We start from the raw sequence: 23912 nt of genomic DNA, 5'->3' as shown, positions 1-23912 counted from the left end.
ATCAGGAGAAAATATGAAAGTGATTTATTACTGGTTAACAGCTATCGCCATCAGTTTTGGGGCTAACGCTAACTGTACGCTAACGGCCACACAAAACAGCGTTTATCTGGGAGAGCACAATATCGGGTCACTGTCTCAACAATCCACTCTGCTGCACAGCGCCCCATTGCAGTATCGGTTGACTTGCGATGAGCCGGTGCAGTTACAGGGATTCACTCTACGGGAGAATAGAAACCTGGCAGAAGGAGGTGGCGCAGCCGATGCTTCTAACTATCTCAGCCTCACGCTTGATGAATTACGCAACGGTGATGATGAGCCAATTGCCTTTTCACTTGGCCCCGGGCTGCCGAGCCAAAGACATCTGCCCAGCTATCGTTTATCCGTCGATCGTGAAGCATTACACATTCTTGTACCGGATAACGAGATTGGGCAACACTTCACTCTGTCATTAACAGTGTCCAGTTTCGCCACCTCCGCGACACAACTGCGTCAACAGCAACGCGATAACATCCCGCTATCGACCCAACTGCTTGTCAGCGCTAACTATCTTGATCCCGACGTTCGGTGAATACGCTAACCTCGACCAGGCAGCTCATGGCGTTCGGCCCCTGCGTCAACGATGAGGTGCCGATATCCAGCGTCAGCACGTTCGGGTTGCCCGCCTGTTCGACCGGCCGGCGCTGCGCGTCGTAACCCGGCTCGAACCAGGCGCCGGTCGCCATCAACACCACGCCGCGCGTCACGCCGTCGGTGAGAGTCGCCCCTGCCAGGCAGCTGCCGCGCGCATTGCTGACCAGCACTTCGCTACCCTCTGCCACGCCGCGCTGCGCCGCGTCTTCCGGATGCATATACAGGGTTTCGCGCCCGGCGGTCTTATTGCCCTGCGCCAGCGGCGCCGGATCCATCTGGCTGTGCAGACGATCGCTCGGTTGGATGGAGATCAGATGCAGCGGCCAGTTTTCGGCCTGCGGCGCGCCCAGCCACTCCACCGGCGGCTGCCACTGCGGATGCGGCGCGAAATCTTCGTAGTGATAACCGGCGATCCGCTCGCTGAACAGTTCGATCTTGCCGCTGGGCGTCTGCAGCGGACTCGCCTGCGGATCGGCGCGGAACGCGTCAAAAAAGACGAATTCCTTGGCCGGCGCGGGCAGTTCGACATAGCCCCGGAGCCAAAAATCCTCAAACTCGGGCCAGGCGACGCCGGCACGCCGCTGCGCCGCGCCGCATTGCCGATAAATCTCTTCGATCCAGGCCCGCTCGTCGCGGTTTTCGGTAAAGCGTTCGCGATAGCCCAGGCGCTCCGCCAGATCGGCGAAGATATCGAAATCGTTGCGCGCCTGGTGCTGCGGCAAAATCGCCTCATGCATCGCCAGCACGTAGCGATCGCGCGAGGAGCCGCCGATATCGTTGCGCTCCAGCGAACTGGTGACCGGCAACACGATATCCGCCATTTTGGCCGCCGCCGTCCACCAGATATCTTGTACGATCACCGTATCCGGCTTCTGCCAGCCTTCCACCAGCCGGTTCAGCTGCTGATGGTGATGGAACGGGTTGCCGCCGGCCCAGTGCACCAGGTGGATATCCGGGTACTGCCGCGTCTCGCCGCAAAATTGATAGGCTTCGCCGGGGTGCAGCAGCATGTCGCAAATGCGCGCCACCGGGATCGCCAGCCCGGCCGGGTTATCCCCTACCGGCATGGTCGGTGCGGGGGTGTCCACGCGCGGGTTACCGACGCCGTTCATCGAGCCGTGACCGAACGAGAAACCGCCGCCCGGCAGCCCCACCTGGCCCAACATCGACGACAGCGCGATCATCATCCAATACGGTTGCTCGCCGCGGTGTGCGCGCTGCACGGAGTAGGAACAGGTGATGAAACTGCGCACGCCGATCAGCTGCCGCGCCAGCAGCGCGATGCGCGCCGCCGGAATGCCGGTAATGGCGCTGGCCCAGGCCGGCGTTTTCGCCACGCCGTCGCTCACGCCGTTCAGGTAATCCGCCAGCTGTTGATAGCCCACGCAGTGGCTGTGCAGGAAGGCTTCGTCCTGCGCGCCCAACTGCTGGATTTCGTAAGCCAGCGCCAGCATCAGCGCCACGTCGGTATTCGGCCGGATCGGGATCCATTCCGCGTTGACGAACCCGGGGCAGTCGTCGCGCATCGGGCTGATGTTGACAACCGGCGTGCCCTTCTGCGCCAGCTTTTGCAGCCAGGGCTTGAGCGCATGCTCCGCCGCGCCGCCGGAAGAGACCTGGGCGTTTTTCAGCGCCAGCCCGCCAAACGCCACAAACAGCTCGCAATGCTCCACCACGCTCGGCCAACTGGTGACGCGCCCGGTCAACGGCGAGAAAGTGCCGATCACATATGGCAGGAAAAACTGCGCCGCGCCCCAGCTGTAGTTGCCCTGCTGATCGACCCCGCCGCCACCGCTGAAATAGAATCGCCGCACCAGCGAACGCGCATGATGCAAACGCCCGGCCGACGACCAGCCATAAGAACCGGTGAACAGCCCGGAGGGACCGTAGCGATCGCGCACCCGGCGGTTCTCCTGCGCCACCAAATCGAGCGCCAGCTCCCAGTCCACCTCGACGAAATCTTCCCTGCCGCGCAGCGTACGGTCGCTGCCCTCGCGCTTTTGCAGCCACGAGCGGCGCACCGCCGGCTTGCGGATACGTTTGTCGGAGTAGACCATCGGTACGATGGAATCGAGCAACGGCGAAGGATCGGGATCGTCGACGAAGGGCTCACAACGGATAAGCCGCCCGTCTTCAACCACGGCGGTATAAGCGCCCCAATGGGCGAGCTGCGGATAGCGTTTAATGGACATGGCATTCTCGGCGCAAATCGGAATGCACAGACGTTACCTCAGCCCGCCGCCAGAGCCAACGTACAAATTGCGCTATCGTTCGGCAGCCGATGGTTATGCGTACAGACTCGAAGAGATTCTGCAACGGCCACCACAAGTTACGCACGAGACCGCTTGCAGCCCCGGATTTTTTCCGCAAAACTGGGGGATGTAAGCGATTACCCAGGATGTGTTGACTGATATGGCTACGATAAAGGATGTTGCCAGGCTGGCGGGTGTTTCCGTGGCCACGGTGTCCCGCGTGATAAACAATTCCCCCAAGGCCAGCGAAGGGTCGCGCACTGCGGTGCTGGCCGCCATGGAACAACTGCAGTACCACCCTAACGCCAACGCTCGGGCACTGGCGCAGCAATCCACCGAAACGCTGGGCCTGATCGTCTCCGACGTTTCCGATCCCTTCTTCGGCGCGATGGTCAAAGCAGTCGAGCAGGTGGCCTACGCCACCCACAATTTTCTGCTGATTGGTAACGGTTACCACGACGCCGAAAAAGAGAGACAGGCGATTGAACAGCTGGTGCGGCACCGCTGCGAAGCGCTGGTGGTGCACGCCAAAAAGCTGAGCGATCAGGAACTTTGCGGCTGGATGCAACAGATCCCGGGCATGGTGCTCATCAACCGCACGCTGCCGGGTTTTGAAACTCGCTGCGTGGCGCTAGACGATCGCTACGGCGCCTGGCTGGCGACCCGTCATCTGGTCCAGCAAGGGCATCAACGCATCGCCATCATCTGCTCCACCCACCAGATTTCCGACGCCACCGACCGGCTGCAGGGCTATCTCGACGCGCTGCAGGAACACGGCATTGCGGTGGATGAAAAGCTGATCGCCTACGGCGAACCGGACGAGATCGGCGGCGAACAGGCGATGACCGAGTTGCTCGGCCGAGGCCGTTCGTTCTCCGCCATTACCTGCTACAACGATCCGATGGCCGCCGGCGCGCTGTCGGTGCTGAGCGACAACAGCGTCGACGTGCCGGGGCAAATTTCGCTGATCGGTTTCGACGACGTGTTGATTTCGCGCTACCTACGCCCACGCCTGACCACCATTCGCTACCCTATCGTCGCGATGGCCACTCAGGCGGCAGAGCTGGCGCTGGCGCTGGCCAACCGGCAACCGCTGCCGGAAATTACCAACATGTTCAGCCCGACGCTGGTGCGCCGCCACTCGGTCGCCACCCTCAACAACGCGCACGAACAGCCGTAATTCGCGCCGCCGCATGGGTGAGCCGTCACCCATGCGCTCAGATTGCGCAGCCCGCCGCATTTCTCGCTTTTGGATTTTTTCCGCTCCCAGCGTTCGCGCATATTGTTGGCACAATAACCTTTACACTATATAGCATAAACACTATATTCGGAGCGCGTCATGTGGCAAGTGGTGACCGTCGAACGGTTTGACGACTGGTTTTTAGCGCTGAACAACGCCCAGCAAACAAGTATCCTGGCGGCGATCTACAAATTGCAGACGTTCGGCCCGCAATTGGCGCGGCCGCATGCCGATACGCTGCATTTTTCCGACGCGGTCCGGCAGTTGAAGGAGCTGCGCATTCAACATCGCGGGCGCCCTTTCAGGGTATTTTTCGCCTTTGACCCACAGCGGCAAGCGGTATTGCTGTGCGGCGGCGATAAAACCGGCGACCAACGCTTTTACCAGCGCATGTTGCCCATCGCCGCCATGGAGTTTTCACATTATCTGGCAACCCGGAGGTAGTGCAGATGGCCAAACCTTTATCCCAACTGATCGATAAACTCGATCCCGCCGTCGTTGCCGCCGCCAGGCAAAAAGCGGACCAGGAGATTTTCGAGCTGCGGCTGGCGATGCTGAGGGAAGAGCTGGCGGTCTCTCAGGTTGAATTGGCGAAGCGGCTCGGCATCAGCCAACCCTCCGTCGCCAATTTGGAAAAGCGCGGCAGCGAAATCAAACTGTCATCGCTCAAACGCTATATTGAGGCCATGGGCGGCACGCTGTCGCTGGATGTGCAATTGCCCAATGGCCAGCACCGCCGCATGACGCTGTAAAGCGGGCGCAGCACGCCCGCCCGCTTATCAGATAAGCTCCAGCGCGATCAGCTCTTCGATGGTCTGGCGACGGCGGATCAAACGCGGCTCACCGTTTTCGAACAGCACTTCGGGCAACAGCGGGCGGCTGTTGTAGTTGGAGGACATCGACGCGCCGTAGGCGCCGGTGTCGTGGAACACCAGATAATCGCCGATCTGGACCGGCGGCAGCTCGCGGGTTTCCACGCCGCCGCCCGCCTGCTGGGTGAACACGTCGCCGGATTCGCACAGTGGCCCGGCGATCACCGTTTCGCGCAGCGGTTGCCCCGAGGTATCGCGCCCATCGGCCGGCAACAGCGAAATATGATGATAGCTGCCGTACATCGCCGGGCGCATCAAATCGTTAAAACCGGCGTCCACCAGCACGAAGTGGCGGCTGCCCATGTCTTTTACCGCCCGCACTTCGGCCACCAAGACGCCCGCTTCCGCCATCAGGAAACGCCCCGGTTCGATCTCCAGCTGCACCGGATGCCCCAGATGCGCGGCGATGCGTTCACGCGCCCGGTTCCACAAACCGAAATAGTGTTCGGTATCGATCGCCTCTTCGCCGTACTGGTACGGGATAGACAGGCCGCCGCCGGCGGAAATGGCGCTGATGTCATGACCGAGATCGATCACCTGCTGCACCATCGCATCGCAGACCCGTTCCAGATGCTGGTAATCGACGCCGGAACCGATGTGCATGTGCACGCCGATCAGCTTCAGGCCGTAGCGGCGGATCTTCTCCACCGCCTGCGGCAGGTCGGCATACCAGATACCGTGCTTGCTGTTCTCGCCGCCGGTGTTGGTTTTCTGGCTATGGCCGTGGCCAAACCCCGGGTTAATGCGCAGCCACACCGGGTGCCCTGCGGAAACCTGGCCGAGCTGATCCAGCATGTCGATGGAACCGGCGTTGACCGGGATCTTCAATTCGCTGACGCGCGCCAGCGTGGCGTGATCCAACACGTCCGCAGTAAACACGATCTCGCTCGGTTCGCCGCCCGGCTGAAAACCGGCCCGCAGCGCCCGTTCGATCTCGCCCAGCGACACCGAATCCACCTTTACGCCCTGCTCGCGCATCAAGCGCAAAATATGAATGTTCGAACAGGCCTTCTGCGCGAAACGGACAGTATCGAAATGGCGCAGCTGAGCGATGCGCTGGCTGATAATGTCCGCATCATAGGCCCAGACCGGGCAGCCGAAACGCTGCGGCAAGGCCAATAGGTTAGCGGCGTTCAACGCGGTGGAGGTGTCGTGCAACGGGCGTGGCATGGTGATATTCCCAATTCGAAAATGACGGCAGATAAAGCCATAGTGCCGCACGCTGAATCGGGTGGAAAATATCTATTTAGCCGTAGTCTATTCATTTATGATATGGCTTTCCCCTTAACCGAGCGGCCTCGCCATGCACAGCATCTCTTTGCGGCAGATCGAAATTTTTCGGGCGGTGATGACCACCGGCAACCTGACCGAGGCGGCAGCCCTGCTGCAAACCTCGCAACCGACCGTCAGCCGAGAGTTGGCGCGCTTTGAGAAGCTGATCCGGCTGCAGCTGTTCGACCGAGTGCGCGGCCGCTTGTCCCCCACCGTGCAGGGGTTACGGCTGTTCGAAGAGGTGCAACGTTCCTATTATGGCCTCGATCGCATCGTCAACGCCGCCGCCGGCATCCGCCAGTTTCAGCAGGCACAGCTGTCGATCGTGTGCCTGCCGGTATTTTCTCAATCGCTGTTGCCGGCGGTGTGCCGGCCCTTTATCGAACGTTATCCGGAAGTCAGCTTCAGCGTCATCCCGCAAGAGTCGCCGCTGCTGGAAGAGTGGCTGTCTGCCCAGCGCCACGATCTCGGGCTGACGGAAACCACCCTGACGCCGGCGGGCACCGAGCGGGTGACGTTGATGACGTTGAACGAAGTCTGCGTGCTGCCGACGGGCCACCCGCTGCTGGCGAAAGATCGGCTAACGCCGCAGGACTTCGCCGGGCAGAACTTTATCAGCCTGTCGAGCACCGACAGCTATCGTCACTTGCTGGATGCGCTGTTCGGCGAACAGGGCGTCGAGCGCCGCATGGTGATGGAAACGCACAGCGCGGCGTCAGTGTGCGCCATGGTGAGAGCCGGTGTCGGGGTGTCGATCGTCAACCCGCTGACGGCGCTCGACTATGCCGGCAGCGGCGTGCACGTGCGGCCGTTCAGCATCGACGTGCCGTTCACCGTCAGCCTGATCCGGCCGCTGCACCGCCCTTCATCGGCGCTGGTCACCGCCTTTATCGACCATCTTCATCAGCAGGCCGCCACCTTTGCCGCCCGGCTGGCCGCCGCCGTCAGGCGCTGAAAACGGCGTGGGAATATTGCCGAAGCATCAGCGCAGCGTCGCCTGCCACTGCGGATCGGTGGCGAACCACCCCACCAAAAAGTCCAGCATGGTGCGCAAGGTAGCGGGCATCTGACGGCGTGAGGTATAGATGCCGTAGATGCCCATCGACTGCGGCCGGTAATCCGGCAACAGTTCGACCAGTTCGCCGCTGGCCAGCAGCGGCGCCGCCGAATAATAGGGCTGCATGGAAATGCCCGCCCCCTGCACCGTGCCGGCCATCAGCACCACCGACTCGTTGGCGCTCAGGTTACCGCTGACCGCCACCGCAGATTTCACCCCCTGAGCGTCGAAGTGCCACAGGCTTTTGCCGAAATAGGAGTAGGTCAGACAGTTGTGCAACGCCAGATCCTGCGGTTGACGCGGGGTGCCGTGCGCCGCCAGATACGCCGGTGCGGCGCACACCACCGATGCGCAGGTGGACAGCGGGCGGGCGATCAGGTTGGGATCCAGCTCGTTGGTGATGCGCAGCGCCAGATCGATGCGCTCTTCCACCAGGTTCACCGCCCGGTTGTTCATCTGCAGATCGACCGCCACCTGCGGGTGACGCTTCAAATACTGAGCGACGGCCCCCACCAGCGCCGTTTGCCCAAGCGACTGCGAACAGGTGATGCGCAGCAGGCCGCGCAGCTCATCGCTCTGCCCTTCCTCCACCAGGTCGATCTCCCCCGCCAGCGCCAGCATTTGCCGACAGCGTTCCAGAGTGCGCTCACCGGCGTCGGTCAGACTAAGCTTACGGGTAGTGCGGTGCAGTAAACGCGCCCCGGCCCATTGCTCCATCTGTGCCAGGTAGCGCGTCACCATCGCGCGCGACATCTCCAGCGTTTCCGCGGCGGCGATCATGCTGCCGCGATCGACGATGGTGACAAAAACCTCAGCGGCGGTAATGCGATCCATAATTAGTCCGATTTATGCAACGAATAATTGCTTATTATCCGGTTTTTCTATCGCTTTATGCAACCTAACATCATTACAACATTAACCGATACCTAAGGACCTCTGCCCATGTTTAAGAAATCACTGTTAACTCTGGCCTTCACCGGCGTCGCCACCCTCAGCACCTACGCCACCGCGGCCGATACCCTGACCATGGAAGTGTATAACCCGGGCGAGAAAAGCGTGTTCCCGGTGTCTTCCGAAATCATCAGCGGTAAACACGAAGTGGCGCTGATCGACGCTCAGTTCCAACGCAACGACGCTGAAGAGCTGGTGAAAAAGATCAAGGCGACCGGCAAGAAACTGACCACCGTTTATATCAGCCACTCAGATCCGGATTTCTATTTCGGTCTGGACGTGATTAAAGCGGCCTTCCCGGAAGCGAAAATCATCGCTTCGCCAGGCACCATCAAGGACATCAACGCCACTAAAGACGGCAAAGTCGCCTACTGGGGCCCGATCCTGAAAGACAACGCGCCAAAAACCGTGATCGTGCCGCAGCCGCTGCAGGGCGACAGCTTCACCATCGACGGCCAGAAAGTGGAAGTGAAAGGCCTGAACGGCCCGACCCCCGAGCGCACCTTCGTCTGGATCCCGGCGCTGAAAGCGGTCGTAGGCGGTGTCGCGGTCGCCGGTGACAACATCCACCCGTGGATCGCCGACAACCAGAGCGTGGAATCGCGCCAGCACTGGCAGCAGACGCTGAAAAACATCGAAGCGCTGAAGCCGCAGGTCGTCGTGCCGGGCCACTTCCTGCCGGGCGCAGCGCAAACGCTGGCATCGGTGCACTTTACCCAGAAATACCTGACCACGCTGGAAGCCGAACTGCCGAAAGCCAAGGATTCCGCCGCGCTGATTGAAGCGATGAAAAAGCACTACCCGACGCTGAAAGACGAGTCGAGCCTGGAACTGAGCGCGAAGGTGCTGAAAGGCGAGATGAAGTGGCCGCAATAAGCGCCCGTGCGTGATTGAACCAGCCCTGGCGCCGCGGTGAGCTGCCGCGCGCCAGGCGAGGAGTAAAGATGACCGAAACCACTCTGCATTACATTTTCGATCCGCTGTGCGGCTGGTGCTACGGCGCCGCGCCGCTGGTGAAAGCGGCTCAGAGCCTCCCCGGGCTGAAGGTCGTGCCGCACGCCGGCGGCATGATGACCGGCAACAACCGCCGCCAAATCACCGACGAATGGCGCAACTACGTCATTCCGCACGACAAACGCATCGCCGAGATGACGGGCCAGCCTTTTGGCGAAGCCTATTTCAACGGCCTGCTACGCGACACCACGGCGGTGATGGATTCCGAGCCGCCAATCACCGCTATCCTGGCGGCGGAAAAGCTGGCGGGACGCGGGCTGGACATGCTGCACCGCATTCAGCAGGCGCACTATCAGGAAGGCCGGCGCATCGCCGACACGCCGGTGCTGGAAGCGTTGGCGAAAGAGCTGGGGTTGCCTTCGGCGGCGTTTATCGCCGAAATGCGTTTCAACAGCGGCGCGCCGACCGCGCAACACATCGCGGAAGGCCGGGCGCTGCTGGCCAAAGTGCAAGGCCAGGGCTTCCCGACCTTTGCGCTGCAGGACAGCGAAGGCCGCCTGCATCTGCTGCCGGCCGGCAACTATCTGGGTAACGTGGAAGCCTGGAAAAACCTGCTGGGCGCCGCCGCGCTGGCATAACCAACCTTTCTCGCCCCGGCTGCCGGGGCGGGTCATTCGACCCGCACGAACCGCCCTTCCGCCCGCACGTTGTGACCGAACCCGCAATCCCCCCGCGTGTGCATCTCCAGCGCTTGCTCACCAAACGCCATCGTCACGTCGCAGACCTGCGCGCTTTCCGAGTCATGCTGGTGGTAGACCGCCTTGCCGTGCTCGATCGGCAGCTCGGCGGTGAAGTCGCCCATGTTCGGGCCGTAATACAGCCCCATCTGCGGCATGGCGTAGCCGGAAAAATCAATCAGCCAGCGCTCGCCCTGCGGCTTCACCGTCACCTCGCTCCACACGCCGCGCCCGGCGTATTGCCAATACACGCCGCCCGGCCCCTGCGGCTGCGGACGCTGCGCCAGCCGTTGGCGCAACAGGCTCATGTTGTGCTGCGATTTGTCATCGTGCGGCGCCAGCGCCAGATAGGCCTGCGCCTTGAGCAATTCCCCGGCGTGCATCAGCGACAGCGCCACGTTGTTGTAGGCCGTGGCGACGGCCTGCTCGCTCAGGCCGCAAAACTCGCTCCAGGCCGCCTGATCGCGAAAGATGTCGGCAGCTTTGGCGTAATTCTGCCGCTGATAGGCCTTTTTTCCCAGCTCGGCGTAGCTCGCCACCTTTTGGCAGTCGGCGGCAATGTCCGGCTCGTCAATGTGCGCCCAGGCCCGGGCGCTGGCGAAGACGCCGCAGGTCAGCAACAGGGGAAACCAAGCCTTCATCGTTTATCCTTTCTGCAAAAATTCGGCGCCAGTATAACCGCCCGGCGGCAGAGTGTATGCCGCAATTGCGCCCACCTGCACGCTGCCGGCGATTCAGCCGCCTTATTTCAAACGGTTAGCGGAGTTAAAACTGCTTACAGTCACGGTTTGTTTGTTACCGGCCCGCAGCCCATGCTGAACGAAATACCGCAATTATCGAGCCGTTATGAACGCAACCCCCCTGCAGAAACACGCCGTGTGGCAGCTGATCAAACCCTTTTGGGTGTCGGAGGAGCGATGGCGCGCCTGGATGATGCTGATCGCCATCGTCGTCCTGTCGCTCGGTCTGGTCTATATCAGCGTGCAGATCAACCAATGGAACCAGGTGTTCTACGATGCGCTGCAGAACAAAAACTACCCGGTATTCAAGGCGCAGCTGTGGCGCTTTACCTATCTGGCGCTGATCTTCATCGTGCTGGCGGTCTACAAGATCTACCTGACTCAGGGGCTGCAGATGCGCTGGCGGCGCTGGATGACGGAAAAGTTCATGGAAAAATGGCTGGCGCACCAGGCGTATTACCACACCGAGCAGCAGCAGATCGTCGATAACCCCGATCAGCGTATTGCCGAAGATCTCAACGTATTGACCCAATATACCCTGTCGCTGTCGCTCGGGCTGCTCTCCAGCCTGGTGACGCTGTTTTCCTTTATCGACATCTTGTGGCACGTCAGCGGGCCGATGACCTTCGCGCTCGGCCAGCACGCCATCACGCTGCCCGGTTATATGGTGTGGTTCGCGCTGCTGTATGCGGTGCTGGGATCGCTGCTGATCTGGTGGGTCGGCAAACCGCTGGTCATGCTGGGCTTCAATCAGGAACGGTACGAGGCGAACTTCCGTTTCGGCCTGATCCGCATCCGCGAAAACAACGAAGCCATCGCGCTGTACCACGGCGAACCGCGCGAGGCGCAGCAGCTGGGCGATCGTTTCGACACCATTCGCAGCAACTGGTGGGCAATTATGCGCATCACCCGGCGGCTGAACATCGCCACCAACTTCTACGGCCAGTTCGCCATCGTGTTTCCCCTGCTGGTGGCGGCGCCGCGCTACTTCTCCGGCGCCATCCAGATGGGCGGCCTGATGCAGATCGCCTCGGCCTTCGGCCAGGTGCAGGGTGCGCTGTCATGGTTTATCGACGCGTTTAACGATTTGGCGACCTGGAAAGCCTGCGTCAACCGTTTGGCCGGTTTCAACGCCGCCGTCGATCAGGTGCATCATCAGCCGCGCGGCATTCAGCTGCGGGAAGAGACCGCCCATCCGTTAACGCTGAATAACCTCAGCCTGAACTTGCCCGACGGCCAGCTGCTGCTGGCCGGCGCCGAGATGACGCTGCAACGCGGCGATCGCCTGCTCATCGTCGGCCCTTCCGGCTGCGGCAAGTCGACGCTGCTGCGGGCCGTCGCCGGTATCTGGCCTTACGGCGCGGGGACTATCGGGGTAGCGGCCAACGCCAACACGCTGTTCCTGCCGCAGCGCAGCTACATTCCGATCGGCACGCTGCGCGAAGCGTTGAGCTACCCGAGCCTGGCGTCGGAATACAGCGATCCGCAGCTGATGCGGGTGCTGGAAAACTGCCGCCTGAAGCACCTGCAGCGCTGGCTGGATACCTCCGCCAACTGGAGCCATCGCCTGTCGCCGGGCGAGCAACAGCGGCTGGCGTTCGCCCGCGCCTTGTTGATTCGCCCGAGTATTCTGTTCCTCGACGAGGCCACCAGCGCGCTGGACGACGAAACCGAACAGTTGATGTACTGCCTGCTGGTGGATGAACTGCCGGACGTGACGCTGATCAGCGTGGCGCACCGCAACAGCGTGGCGAAGTACCACCAGACCTGCTGGCGCTTCAGCCGCAGCGAAGATCAACCGGCGCGCCTGGCGCTGAGCCCGCTGCCGGTATAACCCACAGAGCCGGGCGCTACCGCGCCCGGCGTTCGTTCAGATGCCGTCGGTCTGCACGTCTTCGCATTTCATCCGGCGGCGCTCATGCCACAGGCTGGTCAGGCCGCGTTTGCCGCACGCCAGCGCCACCTCGCGAAACTCATCCAGGCTCAACCCGTCGCGCTCCAGCATCATTTCCGCCGCCAGCTGCATATTGACGCCGGTCAGCACTTCGCAATCGCCCTGCGCATCCGCCAGTTCGCAGGCGCTGCGGAACGGTGAGCCGCCGAGCATGTCGGTGAGAAACACCACGCCGTCCGGCTGCGCCACCGCCGCCAGCGCCGAGCGCAAGGCGTCGTTGAGCTGCGCGGTGCTCATCTGTTCGGGGAAATCGACCGCCGCGCAGTGCGGCTGCGGCCCCACCACCTGTTCCACCGCCTGCAACAGCCCGGTGGCGAAGCCGCCGTGGCCGGTAATCACAATGCCTGGCATAGCCCACTCCTCACAAAATGCCGATAAATTTGCCCGCCACGCCGATCGCTACGGTGACGCCAATCAGCTTCACCGGCGAGAAGCCGCGCTTCATCAGGAAGAAAATGAGCAGCGTGAAGCACAGCGGCAACAGGTTGGGCATCAACTTGTCCAGCACGTCGGTCTGCAGCGCCACGCTGGCCTTGCCGGCATGCATGACCAGCGGCGTGGACAGGTGTACATACGAGGCCACCAGCGCGCCGATCACCGTCATGCCGACGATCGACGCGGCGTGAGAAATGCGCCGGGTGTGGGTCTTCAACAGCGCCAGCGCGCTGGTGCCGGCCTGATAGCCGTAGTGCGCCAGCCCGAAACGCAGGCCGAAGTGGAACAGGTTGAACAGCAGCAGGAAAACAATCGGCCCGAACAGGCTGCCCTCCAGCGCCAGCGAAGCGCCTATCCCGGCGCATATCGGCAACAGCGTCAGCCAAAACAGCGCGTCGCCGATGCCGCCGAGCGGCCCCATCAGCGCCACTTTCACCGCGCGAATAGTGGAGATCTTCTCCTTGTTCTGCTCCATCGCCAGCACCAGGCCGGACAGGAAGGTGACGTCGAACGGGTGCACGTTGATAAATTCCATGTGCATCTTCATCGAGTTGGCCAGATCCTGCGGGTTGCGGTGGATCTTGCGCAGCCCGGGGATCAGCTGATACAGCCAGCCGCCCGCCTGCATGCGTTCGTAGTTGAACGACGCCTGCAGCAGCAGCGAACGCCAGGCCATGCGGTTGATGTCGCCGCGCGTCAGCGCTTCGGCGGGCTGGCTGTCCAGATAGTCGTCCTGCTCCACCTGACTGGTGGCCAGCGCCTGCGCCATGCGTTGCTCGGCCTTTTGCGCCAGCAGATCGTCGGAATCGTTAAATGCCATCTTCGGCGTCCTCCTGCGGAGCGGGCCGGGCCGTCGCCTCTGCCGCGCCGCGTTGCGTGTTGAAGAAGTCGATCAAGGCGATCGCCAGGGCACCCAGCGCCACCGCCAGGATCGGCAGCTTGAGGAACGTGACCGAGATGAAGCCGAGGATAAAATAGGCCACGTAGGTTTTTTTCATCATCACCTTCATCAGCAGCGAGAAGCCGATCGCCGGCATCATGCCGCCCGCCACCGCCAGCCCGTCCAGCAGCCAGCCCGGCGCCTTCTGCACCATGGCACTGGCCGCATCGGCGCCGAAGTAAATCGGCAGGAACGCCACCACGAAATAGAAGATGAACAGAATGCTGATGCCGAGGTAATTCACCCGTTCGATGCCACGCCAGTTCAGCTCTTTCACCATGCGATCGCAGCGGTGCATCATCGGTGAGAACAGCGTAAACAGCAGCGTGATGCAGCCCTGCACCGCAATCGAGAACGGTACCGCCACGCCGATCGCCACTTTAGGATCGGCCTTGGTCAGAATGGCGAACGCGGTGCCGATCACCCCACCGATCACCACGTTCGGCGGTTGGGCACCCGCCAGCGGCACCATCCCCATCCACACCAGCTCCAGCGTGCCGCCCACCAGCAAGCCGGTGTAGACGTCGCCCAAAATCAACCCCACCAGCGGCCCCATCACCACCGGCCGGTGGAAGTGGGTCAGGCCGTCGAACAGGTCAACCCCCGCCAGCCCGGCCAACAGCGCAATCAATAACGCATCCGTCAACATGCTTTCCCCCTGGCTCAAAAGAGCAGTTTGCCGATCGCCTCGCCCGCCTCATCCGGCACCCGGCGTACCTCGCATTCCACGCCCAGTGCCGCCAGCGCGCGAAACGCGGCCACGTCGCCGTCGTCCAGCGACACCGTTTTGTGCACCTGCCGCTTCCCCTCGGCGAAGTGCATGTTGCCGACGTTGACGAAACGGATCGGCACCCCGCCGCGCACCAGCGTCAACACGTCCTGCGGCGTTTTGCACACCAGAAAGATCTTCTGCCGATCCGCCGCCTTGTGGATCACGTCGATGGTTTTCTGCAGCGTGAAGTAGCGGGTCTGCACCCCTTCCGCCACCACCATGTCCATCAGGTTCTGCTGCACCGGATCGGCGGCGGCCTCGTCGTTGGCCACCACCACCAGGTTGGCGCCGAGGGTGTTGGTCCAGGTCACGCCCACCTGGCCATGCACCAGGCGATTGTCGATGCGGGTCATTAAAATGTTCGGCATGTCAGCGGCCCTCCGGGTAGCAGGCGGCGTGATAATCGTCGAGCACCTGCGTCACTTTATGCAGCACCCACTCCTGCGGATCGGCGCTCAACTCGCCGGCGTTCAGCGCCCGCGCCTGATCCGGCAGGTACTGGCTGAGCAGCGCCAGCGGCGCCGGGCTGCGGCGCAGGTTGTCCAGCAAACCGTCGACCGCCTGCTGCACCTGCGGCTGCGGCCAGTAGTAACGCACCCGATCGCTCAGGCTGTAGTGGCGATCGAGATACTGTTGGTGCGGCGTACCGTGGTAATAGCGGCTCCACTGCTGAGGCTGCTCGCGCATCACCTGCTCCAGCGTGGCGCACAGCTGCGCCGACTGGCGTTCCCCCAGCCATTCACGCTCGATGCGATCGAGGGCGAACAGCGCTTCGCGCAGCGCGAAGGTCAGCGCCGGCCCTACCTTCAGAATGGCGAAGTGATCGCGCACCAACTGACGGTAGGCCTGCGGCGGCTGATAGTCCGTGGAGTGAGCTTCATAGATCATGCCCGGCTGCCGTTCGATGAAATGGCTCAATGCGCTGGCACGCTGCGGCTGATAGCGTTCGACGCTGTGGTGATCGAACTCGACGCCCGGCTGTACCACCAGCGCGATAGTTCGCTGCCAGGCATCGTTCAACTCGGCCTTTTGCCAGGCGATGCGGTGCGTTTCCAGCGTTTGCGCCACCGCCTGCGGCGTGGTGACCTGCAGACCCGCCAGCGCCTCCTGTGCGCCACCCGGCACCGGCACTTCTGTGCCGATCACATAAACCGGCGCTTCGCCGCCGCTCTGCGCCCAGGCCCGCTCCGCCACCGCGCACAGGCGCGCCGCACGCTCGGCGACCGTGGCATCCCCCAGGGGCGAGGGATCGCCGGCGCACGACATGGAACAATCGAGGTGAATTTTGCGAAATCCGGCGCGAACGTAATCGTCGATCAAGGTTTCCGCCAGCGCCATCGCCTCCTGAGCCGGGCGATCTTGCCAGGCGTTGGGCCCCAGATGATCGCCGCCCAGCCACACTCGCTCGCGCGCCAGGCCAACCTCATCCGCCAGGCGCCACAGCGCATCGCGGAACTGGGCCGCCGTTTGGCCGGTATAGCCGCCGAACTGATTGACCTGGTTGGACGTCGCCTCTACCAACACCGGCGTGCCGCGCGCTTTGGCCTGCCGCAGCGCGGCCTTCAGAACCCAGGGATGGGCGGAACAGACGGAAAAGATCCCGACCGGCATACCGGCCTTGTGCTGCTCGACAAGCTGTAACAACTGCTGCATGAAGCCCCCATGCAGGCGCCCTGCTACCGATCGGCGATGATGACCTCCACGCCCAGCTCGGTTAACGCCCGCTCGTAATCGTCCGGAAGACGGCTGTCGGTGATCAGCCGATGGATTTGTCCGGCTTCGCGAATCATGCAAAAGCTCTTGCGACCGAATTTGCTGGCATCCGCCACTGCGATAATCTCGCGCGCCACCTCGCACATCACGCGATTGAGGTGCGCCTCACCGGGGTGAGGCGTGGTGATGCCGGCGCTCAGATCGAACCCGTCGACGCCCAAAAACAGCTTGTCGAAGCGGTACTGACGCAATTGCTGCTCGGCAGCCGGACCGTAGAGCGAGTAAGAGTTGCGGCGCACGCTGCCCCCCAGCACCATGACCTCCACCCCGTCGTTTCCCGAAAGCTCGTAGGCAATGTTCAGCGCATTGGTCATCACCACCAGATCGCGCCGCCCCTTCAGGAACGGCACGATCTGCGCGGTGGTGGATCCGGAATCGAGGATCAGCGCATCGCCGTCGCGCACATAGCCGGCCGCCGCGTTGGCGATCAGCGTTTTGACGTCGCGATTCAATCGCCCTTTGTCCCGCAGCGGCCGATCGAAAGCGAATTGCTGATTGAGCATTGCGCCGCCGTAAGCGCGCAGCGCACACCCTTTTCGTTCCAGAAAGCGCAGATCGTTGCGGATCGTTACCGTGGATACCGCAAACTGTTTGCTGAGCTGCTCCACGCGCACGCTGCCGTGCTCGCATAACAGATCGATGATGTGTTCACGTCGCTTTGCGGTATTCACTGGCATGAGCTGCGGTCCTCAAGTTTCCGGCATCGCCGGGGAGAAGATGGCTTTCGCTCTACTGCGCTGGCATTACAGCAAAGCGAAAGCAATGAAATTGTGATCGGGCTTACAGCCCCGTTTTAGCAAAAAAACCGCCAAAAAACCTTTCGAATCGAAACGGATCGAAAAGCCAAAAAGCGGAAGGGGGAAAAAGTGAAATGCCGTGACGGGCGCAAGCGCCGGGGGGCCACAGTGCCGACGGCAAGGAAAGCGAAAGCGGCGCGTGGTGCGGTCCACGCCATGACTTTTAGTTCACTCAGTGACCAGGATCACATAATGGCAATTATCCTGCGGCCGGCGGAGGTTAACCGCCGCCATCCCGCCGGGCCATACCCTTGTCAGCGCGAGCCATCTTCCCTACACTTGCGATCGGATACCGTCGATTTGTCGGTACGTAAGCGTTAACGTCAATCAACGCATCACGCCATGCAGCACTGATTGACTGCATGCCCTGGTGCGAGGAACCCATGCCGCAACCCGCTTCATCCCCAACGACCACCGCGGCCCCGCGTCGCCGGTTACACCGCCCTGTTCTGTTGATCGTCGGCATTATGCTGATCGCGGCCAACCTGCGCGCCGCCCTGACCAGCGTCGGCCCGCTGTTGGAGCAGATCCAGCAACAGCTGGCGTTGTCCGCCACCGCCGCCGGCCTGATCAACTCGCTGCCGCTGATCCTGTTCGCCATCCTCTCGCCGTTGACCCCGGCGCTGGCGAAACGCATCGGTATCGAGCGCACTCTGGGCCTCGCCCTCGCGCTGCTGGTCTGCGGCATCGCGCTGCGTTCTCTGCCGCAAGACGCCATGCTCTGGCTGGGCAGCATCCTGATCGGCGCCGCCATTGCCTTCGCCAACGTGGTGCTGCCAACGCTGGTGAAAAGAGACTTCCCGCATCGCGCCGCCGCGATGATCGCCGCCTATGCGGCGGTGATGTCACTGGTTGCCGCCGTCGCCTCTGGTCTGGCGGTGCCGCTGGCTGCCCTGGCCGACCTCGGCTGGCGGTTCTCCTTACTGTGCTGGGGCTTGCCCGCGCTGTTGGCGCTGCTGGTGTGGTTGCCACAGCTGCGGCGCTCCGCCACACCCGCCACCAAAGAGCCGCAACCGACGGAGCCACAGCGCTATCGTTCTCCCTGGGGCAGCGCGCTGGGTTGGCAAGTGGCGATGTTCATGGGGCTGCAATCGATCGCCTTCTACACCATCATCGGCTGGTTCAGCGCCTTTGCCGCCAGCCACGGCACCTCAGCTCAGCAGGCGGGTTTCGAGCTGTTCGTTTACCAGGTGGTGGCGATCGTCGCCAACTTTGTCATGGTGGTGATTTTGCCGCGCGCACACGATCAGCGGGCAATCGCGCTGGGCAGCTCGCTGCTGATCTTTATCGGCGTCGGGGGATTATTGGTGCAACCCGCCAGTTCACTGGTGTGGCTGACGTTTGCCGGGTTGGGGGCGGGGAGTTCGCTGGTGCTGGCGCTGTCGTTCTTTGGATTGCGCAGTCAGCATCATCATCAAGCGACGCTGCTGTCGGGTATGGCGCAATCCGTCGGTTATCTGTTGGCGGCGCTGGGGCCCACCCTATTCGGCCTGCTGCACGATCTGACGGAAGGTTGGCGTTTGCCGTTGATCGCTCTGCTGTGCCTGACCGTCTTGCAAATGCTGTTCGGCGCGCTGGCCGGCCGCCGCCGCGTGATCAGCTAACACCATTGCGCGATGGGGGGCGCGCCGGCTCAGAGTCGGAATCCTGCCACAAGTCTTCAATAAAGGCGCGCTGCTCATCGCTCAGCACCCATGACGGCGGAATTTTGGACTGTGCGCGACGTTCAGCGCCCTCACGGTTTTTAACCTGCTTTTTGTTCACGAATCGCCTTCCTGCTTAACCTGCTAATTCAGTAACCAGTAAATCACGGCGGCGGTGAACAGCCAGAACAGCCCGCTACCGATAAATACACACAGCCATGCTCTACGTTTGATATCTGATCCATCCTTGCTCACCACAGCGCCCTCAACCAATAGATTAAACCATTCAAACAATGATTATCGATCTGTTTTAACGATCGATAAAGTCGTTTTTTCCTATGGAAATTAAAAAAACAGCTGCTAGCCATAGACCTGCATCACCGCCTCAGTAAGAACGGCACCGTGGATATCACTGTTATCGGCAGGCGATAACTTGTATTGATAGGCGAACGAACGTGCAGTGTGCCACACCTTGCAAGGTCAAAATTAAACCACTAGTAAATAATTCAACTATCAATTATTTGACTGGCCGTAAGCCAAATCGGCAACAGACAGCGCTGAAGGCGGGGGAGAAAATGAAGCGACGTACTGGGATCATACGGAGAGAAGCACCGGCCCATTTGGTTTCGCTCGGGCCGGCGTGAATTAACCGATTCTGCTGACGGAATCCCGGCTGGCGTGTTCACGCTCGCTGCCGATCAGCTCACGTAAGTGACCTGAGCGCATCTCCAGCAACCGATCGGCGTGTTCGAAATAGTGATCGTCATGGCTGATGGCAAACACCGTTTTGCCCATCGCACGCAGTTCTGGCAACAGCTCGCGATAGAAAATGCGCCGGAATTGCGGATCCTGATCCGCGGCCCATTCATCCAACAGCAAGATATCGCGCTGTTCCGCCACCGCCAGCAGCAAAGCCAGACGCTTGCGCTGCCCCTGCGACAGTTGCGGGTTGGTCACCCTGGTGCCGTCAAACTGCAGTTTGCTTTTCATATTCAACCGCTCGAGCCAGACGGCGACCAGATCCGCATCGGGTTCGCCGCCTTCCGGCCCTTGCAAGCGATCGAACTGATGAAAATCGGTGAAAATCGCCGAAAACAGTCGACGGTAGTCCGGCATATCCGCCGCGGTCTGTGCGACGCCATCCAGAACGATGTGACCGCTCACCGGCCGGTACAACCCGGTCAACAGCATCGCCAACGTTGACTTGCCGCTGCCGTTGCCGCCGATCAAAAAGACCAGCTCACCACGCCGCAGCGTCAGACTGAGCGGCCCGACGGCAAAACCGGGCTGCTGTTCAGTATCTGCATAATGAAAAACCACATCACGCAGCTCCAGCGTCTGCCAGAAACGGCTGACGGCGGCAGGAAACGCCGGTTGATACTCGGCCAGGCGCAGCGTCTTCAGCTTGTTAAAGGCCACTTCGGCGCTGACCAGCGTCGGAAACGCCCCGACCGCCTGCAGTAATGGCGTGCGCAAGAACAGCAGCGTCAGTGAATAGGTGGCGGCCACCGCCGAGTCCGCCCATCCCAGGCTGTTGGCCATAAAGAACACCAGTCCAATCGCGCCCAACATCATGATATTTGACCAGTTGAGCGCGCTCAGATGGAAGGTGTCGGCGCGAATGATATGGTAGCGATAAGCTTGCGCATCGGGCTGATAGGCCTGTTCGTACAGCGCCTGCGCCCGCTTGCGGTTTAACGCCAGTTCCTTGCGACCGTCTATCACCGATTCATAACGATGATAGAGATGCTCTTCTGACTCGCGCAAGCTGGCCATATGACGATAAACCCGTGATACCAGGCAGCCACTGCCCACGACGGTCACCGCCACCCAGACTGCAGTGACCGCCAGCATTTTCGGCGATAGCCACCCCAGATAGGCCGCCGCCCCCAGGGTTAAAATCACCCCTTGAACCAGTTCAGGCAAGCGCACGAAGGCGACGGTGATATTACGGATATCGCTGGACAGGCTGGCCAACAATGAGGCGCTGCCCAATTGTTCGAGGCGTTCAATATCGGTATCCAAAATGCGCTTCACTAACTGCCCACGCAGGCGATAGACGAAGTAATGGCCCAAGGTCGTCAGCGCCAATTGCGAACCCAGCGTGATCGCTATCAACAATGCCAGCAGGGCGAGAAACATTGGCAGCACGGCAAATGCATCGCCGCCGGCGTCCATCAGGTATTGATTGATAAAAGCAATGATACCGATACCCAAGCCGGCGCTGGCCATGGTCAACGCCATGACAGCCAGAAATGGCCAACGGTACTGGTGATAAACCACCCGTAGCAGTTCCATGAAAAAACCTCTGAAGTCGCGTTCTGGCAGGCATTGTAAGCGGCGGGAGAATGAGATCAAGACGAATTCTCATCACAGTTTATCGTGCACCGTTCTGAGAGAGGCGATATCCCCTGGCCATCTGACGGTTGCAAAGTCTCCATACGGCTCTTACAGGTTTCTCAATATTCGCTGATTAAATAGCTTCCTGAAATAAATTAAATAAACATATAAAATTCAAAAAGGCATTCATTTGAAAAATGAAAAAATAGGAAAGATAAAAAAACCATCTACTCATAAATGAAATTATTTATTTCCTTTGCCGCCCATTATGCTCCAGTGCTTTAATAAAACTTCATGACAGGAATCGCCAACATCAAAGACGCAGGAAAGAAAAATGAAAAAAAGGAAATTTCTCAGTCAGGTTGAAATTGAGCAACTGATTGCAGCCGTGCATGAAGGAAAAAATAGCATTCGAGATCGTTGTCTACTATTAATGTGCTTTATTCACGGTTTGAGGGTTAGCGAACTGCGTGCTTTACGCCTGGCGGATATTGATCTTACCTCCAATCGGATCCATATATCCCGGCTGAAAAACGGATTTTCCGTTCAGCATCCTATTCAACCGCGAGAACGGCAGGCACTGTCAAACTGGCTGGCCCAACGGGTGAACTACCCTGACGCTGAAACTCCATGGCTATTCCTGTCGCGCCACGGCGGGAAAATATCACGTCAGCAGCTCTATCGGTTGATGAGAATGTATGGTGAGATGGCCGGTATTAGCGTTCAGGTCCATCCTCACATGTTGCGCCATTCCTGCGGTTACGCCCTTGCGGATAAGGGGGTCGATACGCGCTTGATTCAGGATTATTTAGGGCACAAAAATATCCAGAATACGGTGATCTACACCGCAACCAACGTAGAGCGATTCCGCACGATCAACATTTAACCCCACGACGAGAATAATCACACAGCCCCGTCCTCCGTTAAACAACACATCGAGTGCGATGCAATATTCAGATGGGAAGATGCAGCCCGGCACGTCATCAACGGCCTACTCAGCAATATTTTCACGCCGAGCTGCTTTTCATGCCTCAGCGCCCTGGGATACGCCTCACTGGGTAAACGTTTAACGGCAAGCCTGCCGATAAATCATAGCCCATACCGTTTCATTAAAGGTTAGGTGCCCTTTGACCATTTCCCAGCCAATTGCCGCGTAATATTGCCGTGCAAAGAAAACAGTTCGCTGTCATTCTTCACCTGCAGTTTACGCATGGCGCTGCATTTATGCGCGCTGATCGTCTTGATGCTGCGGCGTTGTAACTCGGCGATTTGCCGCAGGCTCATCCCGTTGAACAAATAGGCTAAAACGTCGCTCTCACAGCGGGTCAACTTTCGCGTTGCCGCCTCCTCGCCGCTAACGGAAGGCGCCAGAAAAGCGCCTATCTGCGGGCTCAACACGCGCTCCCCAAGCAAGACGCGATTAAAGAACTCCGCCACCAGCGGCAAAGCGTCATCTCTGGCGACGATGCTGATATTGGGCTGGTTCAACAGACGCCCCACCTCTTCTGCATTCTGGCAGCGGGTATAGACAATCACCCGCAATTCTGGCAGCTGCGCGCACAAGGCAAGCAACGTTTCTCTGCCCTGAGCCACCGTTTCATCTTCACCGTCCATCTCGCTAATCAGCACGTCAGCCTGCTGATAGACCACACTATCCGCCACCGCACGGACGCTGGTTTCCTTTACGACAACTTTTGCCTGGGTTGGCAGCGTTTTTAGAAAACTCGCCAACCCCTCCAGCGTTAATGGACATCTGTCCATTAACGCTATGTTCAGCGGCTGCCGACGCCATAAATGCATAATCTGCTCCTATGCTTGCTTACCCGAGAGGCACCGCACGCTTGCCTAGCGAACAAAGGATGAACCTTGCGCCGCCATCCATTTCCCCTGAAGGTACAATTCCCCATCGCTGTGAAATCCCAACTTCAACATTGCATTGCGCTTATGCGTGCTGACGGTGCGAATATCACGGCACATCGTTAACGCCACGTTGGTTACGCTTTTACCGGAAAACAGCTGGGTCAGCACATCCAGTTCCTTCGCCGTCAGAGGCTTGTCGGCCGTCGCCTCATGCAATTGACGCTGACGCACCCGGTGGCTGAAACTGCTGCTGCCCGTCAAGACCTGCTGGACGCAATGAGTCAACGCAATGGCCGGCTCCTGCTTCAACATCAGGCCGCGGATGCCGGATGCGATCAATTGCCGCAGCAGCCTGGGTTCATCCAGTGCCGTACAAATAATTATCGCGGTGTCCGGCGAGCTTTCACGCACATCAGCAATCAGCCTGAAGCCGTCCAATACCGATTCTGATTTGCCGCACAAATCCATCACCAATAAACGATGTGCGTGCTGAGTGAATAATGCTCTCAGCGCCACCAGGTTCGTCACTTGCCGAACGTTGTCGGGCTGCAGGCCGCAGGACTCAATCAATCGGTTTCTCATCCCCAACGCCGTGAGGGGACAAGGTTCCATGATGGCCACGGCCCCCGTCGCTGCGTTAGCGGCCGTCAAGGTTGTTTCATAGGGATAATTTATATTCATATCATCACCTTA

25 protein-coding genes are annotated in these 23912 nt (G+C 60.3%); 10 read left to right on the top strand and 15 right to left on the bottom strand.

Annotated elements, in window-relative coordinates; genetic code table 11:
* Window positions 1-13 precede the first annotated feature (13 nt).
* Window positions 14-568 carry a hypothetical protein gene (locus ACUTSC_RS17190; RefSeq protein WP_445653474.1) on the top strand — a complete coding sequence of 185 codons (555 nt, stop codon included), beginning with the start codon at window positions 14-16 and terminating at the stop codon, window positions 566-568.
* Here the strand turns inward: ACUTSC_RS17190 and ACUTSC_RS17185 are convergent.
* Complete coding sequence (locus ACUTSC_RS17185) at window positions 540-2822, bottom strand: molybdopterin-dependent oxidoreductase (protein WP_197768422.1); 2283 nt, start codon at window positions 2820-2822, stop codon at window positions 540-542. The two genes, ACUTSC_RS17190 and ACUTSC_RS17185, sit on opposite strands and share 29 nt — an antisense overlap.
* 220 nt (window positions 2823-3042) lie before the next feature.
* Here ACUTSC_RS17185 and galR point away from each other — a divergent pair, with 220 nt between their 5' ends.
* From galR to ACUTSC_RS17170, 3 genes are all read left to right on the top strand, one after another.
* Window positions 3043-4062, top strand: a complete 1020-nt coding sequence (gene galR, locus ACUTSC_RS17180) for an HTH-type transcriptional regulator GalR (protein WP_197768423.1) — start codon at window positions 3043-3045, stop codon at window positions 4060-4062.
* A gap of 159 nt (window positions 4063-4221) precedes the next feature.
* Window positions 4222-4566 (top strand): type II toxin-antitoxin system RelE/ParE family toxin, encoded by a 345-nt coding sequence (locus ACUTSC_RS17175; RefSeq protein WP_197768424.1) that lies wholly within the window; start codon window positions 4222-4224, stop codon window positions 4564-4566.
* A 5-nt stretch (window positions 4567-4571) separates the two neighbouring features.
* Window positions 4572-4874 (top strand): helix-turn-helix domain-containing protein, encoded by a 303-nt coding sequence (locus ACUTSC_RS17170; protein WP_004931828.1) that lies wholly within the window; start codon window positions 4572-4574, stop codon window positions 4872-4874.
* A gap of 27 nt (window positions 4875-4901) precedes the next feature.
* Here ACUTSC_RS17170 and lysA read toward each other — a convergent pair whose 3' ends face one another.
* The gene (gene lysA / locus ACUTSC_RS17165; protein ID WP_049202160.1) at window positions 4902-6164 is read right to left on the bottom strand and encodes a diaminopimelate decarboxylase; all 1263 of its coding nucleotides are present in this window, start codon (window positions 6162-6164) and stop codon (window positions 4902-4904) included.
* A 133-nt stretch (window positions 6165-6297) separates the two neighbouring features.
* Between lysA and ACUTSC_RS17160 the strand changes: the two genes are divergently transcribed.
* Window positions 6298-7221 carry a LysR family transcriptional regulator gene (locus tag ACUTSC_RS17160; protein WP_197768425.1) on the top strand — a complete coding sequence of 308 codons (924 nt, stop codon included), beginning with the start codon at window positions 6298-6300 and terminating at the stop codon, window positions 7219-7221.
* A 27-nt stretch (window positions 7222-7248) separates the two neighbouring features.
* On the opposite strand, the gene ACUTSC_RS17155 is transcribed toward ACUTSC_RS17160, so the two are convergent.
* Entirely contained in the window at window positions 7249-8157 is a 909-nt protein-coding gene (locus ACUTSC_RS17155; RefSeq protein WP_197768426.1) for a LysR substrate-binding domain-containing protein, read from the bottom strand.
* 108 nt (window positions 8158-8265) lie between these two features.
* Between ACUTSC_RS17155 and ACUTSC_RS17150 the strand changes: the two genes are divergently transcribed.
* Window positions 8266-9150 carry an MBL fold metallo-hydrolase gene (locus ACUTSC_RS17150; RefSeq protein WP_197768427.1) on the top strand — a complete coding sequence of 295 codons (885 nt, stop codon included), beginning with the start codon at window positions 8266-8268 and terminating at the stop codon, window positions 9148-9150.
* Between the two features lie 68 nt (window positions 9151-9218).
* Complete coding sequence (locus tag ACUTSC_RS17145; RefSeq protein WP_197768428.1) at window positions 9219-9866, top strand: DsbA family protein; 648 nt, start codon at window positions 9219-9221, stop codon at window positions 9864-9866.
* Between the two features lie 32 nt (window positions 9867-9898).
* Here ACUTSC_RS17145 and ACUTSC_RS17140 read toward each other — a convergent pair whose 3' ends face one another.
* Window positions 9899-10606 (bottom strand): tetratricopeptide repeat protein, encoded by a 708-nt coding sequence (locus ACUTSC_RS17140; RefSeq protein ID WP_197768429.1) that lies wholly within the window; start codon window positions 10604-10606, stop codon window positions 9899-9901.
* Window positions 10607-10811: 205 nt separating this feature from the next.
* Here ACUTSC_RS17140 and ACUTSC_RS17135 point away from each other — a divergent pair, with 205 nt between their 5' ends.
* Window positions 10812-12539 (top strand): SbmA/BacA-like family transporter, encoded by a 1728-nt coding sequence (locus ACUTSC_RS17135; RefSeq protein WP_197768430.1) that lies wholly within the window; start codon window positions 10812-10814, stop codon window positions 12537-12539.
* A gap of 36 nt (window positions 12540-12575) precedes the next feature.
* Here the strand turns inward: ACUTSC_RS17135 and agaF are convergent, their stop codons facing one another.
* The 6 genes from agaF to agaR are packed head-to-tail and all read right to left on the bottom strand — an operon-like array spanning window position 12576 to window position 17256.
* Entirely contained in the window at window positions 12576-13010 is a 435-nt protein-coding gene (agaF, locus tag ACUTSC_RS17130) for a PTS galactosamine/N-acetylgalactosamine transporter subunit IIA (protein WP_063990720.1), read from the bottom strand.
* Window positions 13011-13020: 10 nt separating this feature from the next.
* Window positions 13021-13914, bottom strand: coding sequence for a PTS system mannose/fructose/sorbose family transporter subunit IID (locus ACUTSC_RS17125; RefSeq protein WP_016929936.1), 894 nt, complete (start codon window positions 13912-13914; stop codon window positions 13021-13023).
* Complete coding sequence (gene agaW / locus ACUTSC_RS17120; protein ID WP_019455697.1) at window positions 13904-14683, bottom strand: PTS N-acetylgalactosamine transporter subunit IIC; 780 nt, start codon at window positions 14681-14683, stop codon at window positions 13904-13906. The genes ACUTSC_RS17125 and agaW overlap by 11 nt, the downstream gene beginning before the upstream one ends.
* A 14-nt stretch (window positions 14684-14697) precedes the next feature.
* Window positions 14698-15174 (bottom strand): PTS N-acetylgalactosamine transporter subunit IIB, encoded by a 477-nt coding sequence (gene agaV / locus ACUTSC_RS17115; RefSeq protein WP_019455696.1) that lies wholly within the window; start codon window positions 15172-15174, stop codon window positions 14698-14700.
* Window position 15175: 1 nt separating this feature from the next.
* Window positions 15176-16459: a D-tagatose-bisphosphate aldolase, class II, non-catalytic subunit gene (locus ACUTSC_RS17110; RefSeq protein WP_197768431.1), complete on the bottom strand. Its 1284-nt coding sequence runs from the start codon at window positions 16457-16459 to the stop codon at window positions 15176-15178.
* Between the two features lie 23 nt (window positions 16460-16482).
* The gene (gene agaR, locus ACUTSC_RS17105) at window positions 16483-17256 is read right to left on the bottom strand and encodes a transcriptional repressor AgaR (protein WP_004931804.1); all 774 of its coding nucleotides are present in this window, start codon (window positions 17254-17256) and stop codon (window positions 16483-16485) included.
* Between the two features lie 503 nt (window positions 17257-17759).
* Between agaR and ACUTSC_RS17100 the strand changes: the two genes are divergently transcribed.
* The gene (locus ACUTSC_RS17100; RefSeq protein ID WP_197768432.1) at window positions 17760-18980 is read left to right on the top strand and encodes an MFS transporter; all 1221 of its coding nucleotides are present in this window, start codon (window positions 17760-17762) and stop codon (window positions 18978-18980) included.
* On the opposite strand, the gene ACUTSC_RS17095 is transcribed toward ACUTSC_RS17100, so the two are convergent.
* The 3 genes from ACUTSC_RS17095 to ACUTSC_RS17085 all read right to left on the bottom strand — a co-directional run bounded on the left by ACUTSC_RS17095 (window position 18973) and on the right by ACUTSC_RS17085 (window position 21317).
* On the bottom strand, window positions 18973-19140 hold the full coding sequence (locus ACUTSC_RS17095) for a hypothetical protein (protein ID WP_197768433.1): 168 nt from the start codon (window positions 19138-19140) through the stop codon (window positions 18973-18975). The genes ACUTSC_RS17100 and ACUTSC_RS17095 overlap by 8 nt on opposite strands.
* Window positions 19141-19163: 23 nt before the next feature.
* Window positions 19164-19277 carry a YmiA family putative membrane protein gene (locus tag ACUTSC_RS17090; RefSeq protein ID WP_048234622.1) on the bottom strand — a complete coding sequence of 38 codons (114 nt, stop codon included), beginning with the start codon at window positions 19275-19277 and terminating at the stop codon, window positions 19164-19166.
* A 387-nt stretch (window positions 19278-19664) separates the two neighbouring features.
* The gene (locus ACUTSC_RS17085; protein ID WP_197768434.1) at window positions 19665-21317 is read right to left on the bottom strand and encodes a multidrug ABC transporter permease/ATP-binding protein; all 1653 of its coding nucleotides are present in this window, start codon (window positions 21315-21317) and stop codon (window positions 19665-19667) included.
* Between the two features lie 376 nt (window positions 21318-21693).
* On the opposite strand from ACUTSC_RS17085, the gene ACUTSC_RS17080 reads away from it, so the two are divergent.
* Entirely contained in the window at window positions 21694-22245 is a 552-nt protein-coding gene (locus tag ACUTSC_RS17080) for a tyrosine-type DNA invertase (RefSeq protein ID WP_445653473.1), read from the top strand.
* A gap of 230 nt (window positions 22246-22475) precedes the next feature.
* Here ACUTSC_RS17080 and ACUTSC_RS17075 read toward each other — a convergent pair whose 3' ends face one another.
* Window positions 22476-23159, bottom strand: a complete 684-nt coding sequence (locus ACUTSC_RS17075; RefSeq protein WP_197768436.1) for a LuxR C-terminal-related transcriptional regulator — start codon at window positions 23157-23159, stop codon at window positions 22476-22478.
* A 45-nt stretch (window positions 23160-23204) separates the two neighbouring features.
* On the bottom strand, window positions 23205-23900 hold the full coding sequence (locus ACUTSC_RS17070; protein ID WP_197768437.1) for a LuxR C-terminal-related transcriptional regulator: 696 nt from the start codon (window positions 23898-23900) through the stop codon (window positions 23205-23207).
* Window positions 23901-23912: the final 12 nt, after the last annotated feature.

The sequence above is a fragment of the Serratia sp. TSA_105.2 genome (assembly GCF_052692115.1).
This window is presented reverse-complemented; position numbering and strand designations above follow the sequence as displayed.

Excerpts from the sequence above, each read along its gene's own strand:
- ACUTSC_RS17125 (WP_016929936.1), bottom strand. The coding sequence starts at position 13,914 with ATGGCATTTAACGATTCCGACGATCTGCTGGCGCAAAAGGCCGAGCAA.
- ACUTSC_RS17080 (WP_445653473.1), top strand. The coding sequence starts at position 21,694 with ATGAAAAAAAGGAAATTTCTCAGTCAGGTTGAAATTGAGCAACTGATT.
- ACUTSC_RS17150 (WP_197768427.1), top strand. The coding sequence starts at position 8,266 with ATGTTTAAGAAATCACTGTTAACTCTGGCCTTCACCGGCGTCGCCACC.
- lysA (WP_049202160.1), bottom strand. The coding sequence starts at position 6,164 with ATGCCACGCCCGTTGCACGACACCTCCACCGCGTTGAACGCCGCTAAC.
- ACUTSC_RS17085 (WP_197768434.1), bottom strand. The coding sequence starts at position 21,317 with ATGGAACTGCTACGGGTGGTTTATCACCAGTACCGTTGGCCATTTCTG.
- galR (WP_197768423.1), top strand. The coding sequence starts at position 3,043 with ATGGCTACGATAAAGGATGTTGCCAGGCTGGCGGGTGTTTCCGTGGCC.
- agaV (WP_019455696.1), bottom strand. The coding sequence starts at position 15,174 with ATGCCGAACATTTTAATGACCCGCATCGACAATCGCCTGGTGCATGGC.
- ACUTSC_RS17160 (WP_197768425.1), top strand. The coding sequence starts at position 6,298 with ATGCACAGCATCTCTTTGCGGCAGATCGAAATTTTTCGGGCGGTGATG.
- agaW (WP_019455697.1), bottom strand. The coding sequence starts at position 14,683 with ATGTTGACGGATGCGTTATTGATTGCGCTGTTGGCCGGGCTGGCGGGG.
- ACUTSC_RS17155 (WP_197768426.1), bottom strand. The coding sequence starts at position 8,157 with ATGGATCGCATTACCGCCGCTGAGGTTTTTGTCACCATCGTCGATCGC.
- ACUTSC_RS17170 (WP_004931828.1), top strand. The coding sequence starts at position 4,572 with ATGGCCAAACCTTTATCCCAACTGATCGATAAACTCGATCCCGCCGTC.
- agaR (WP_004931804.1), bottom strand. The coding sequence starts at position 17,256 with ATGCCAGTGAATACCGCAAAGCGACGTGAACACATCATCGATCTGTTA.
- ACUTSC_RS17075 (WP_197768436.1), bottom strand. The coding sequence starts at position 23,159 with ATGCATTTATGGCGTCGGCAGCCGCTGAACATAGCGTTAATGGACAGA.
- ACUTSC_RS17185 (WP_197768422.1), bottom strand. The coding sequence starts at position 2,822 with ATGTCCATTAAACGCTATCCGCAGCTCGCCCATTGGGGCGCTTATACC.
- ACUTSC_RS17140 (WP_197768429.1), bottom strand. The coding sequence starts at position 10,606 with ATGAAGGCTTGGTTTCCCCTGTTGCTGACCTGCGGCGTCTTCGCCAGC.
- ACUTSC_RS17135 (WP_197768430.1), top strand. The coding sequence starts at position 10,812 with ATGAACGCAACCCCCCTGCAGAAACACGCCGTGTGGCAGCTGATCAAA.
- ACUTSC_RS17110 (WP_197768431.1), bottom strand. The coding sequence starts at position 16,459 with ATGCAGCAGTTGTTACAGCTTGTCGAGCAGCACAAGGCCGGTATGCCG.
- ACUTSC_RS17145 (WP_197768428.1), top strand. The coding sequence starts at position 9,219 with ATGACCGAAACCACTCTGCATTACATTTTCGATCCGCTGTGCGGCTGG.
- ACUTSC_RS17175 (WP_197768424.1), top strand. The coding sequence starts at position 4,222 with ATGTGGCAAGTGGTGACCGTCGAACGGTTTGACGACTGGTTTTTAGCG.
- ACUTSC_RS17190 (WP_445653474.1), top strand. The coding sequence starts at position 14 with ATGAAAGTGATTTATTACTGGTTAACAGCTATCGCCATCAGTTTTGGG.
- ACUTSC_RS17100 (WP_197768432.1), top strand. The coding sequence starts at position 17,760 with ATGCCGCAACCCGCTTCATCCCCAACGACCACCGCGGCCCCGCGTCGC.
- agaF (WP_063990720.1), bottom strand. The coding sequence starts at position 13,010 with ATGCCAGGCATTGTGATTACCGGCCACGGCGGCTTCGCCACCGGGCTG.
- ACUTSC_RS17070 (WP_197768437.1), bottom strand. The coding sequence starts at position 23,900 with ATGAATATAAATTATCCCTATGAAACAACCTTGACGGCCGCTAACGCA.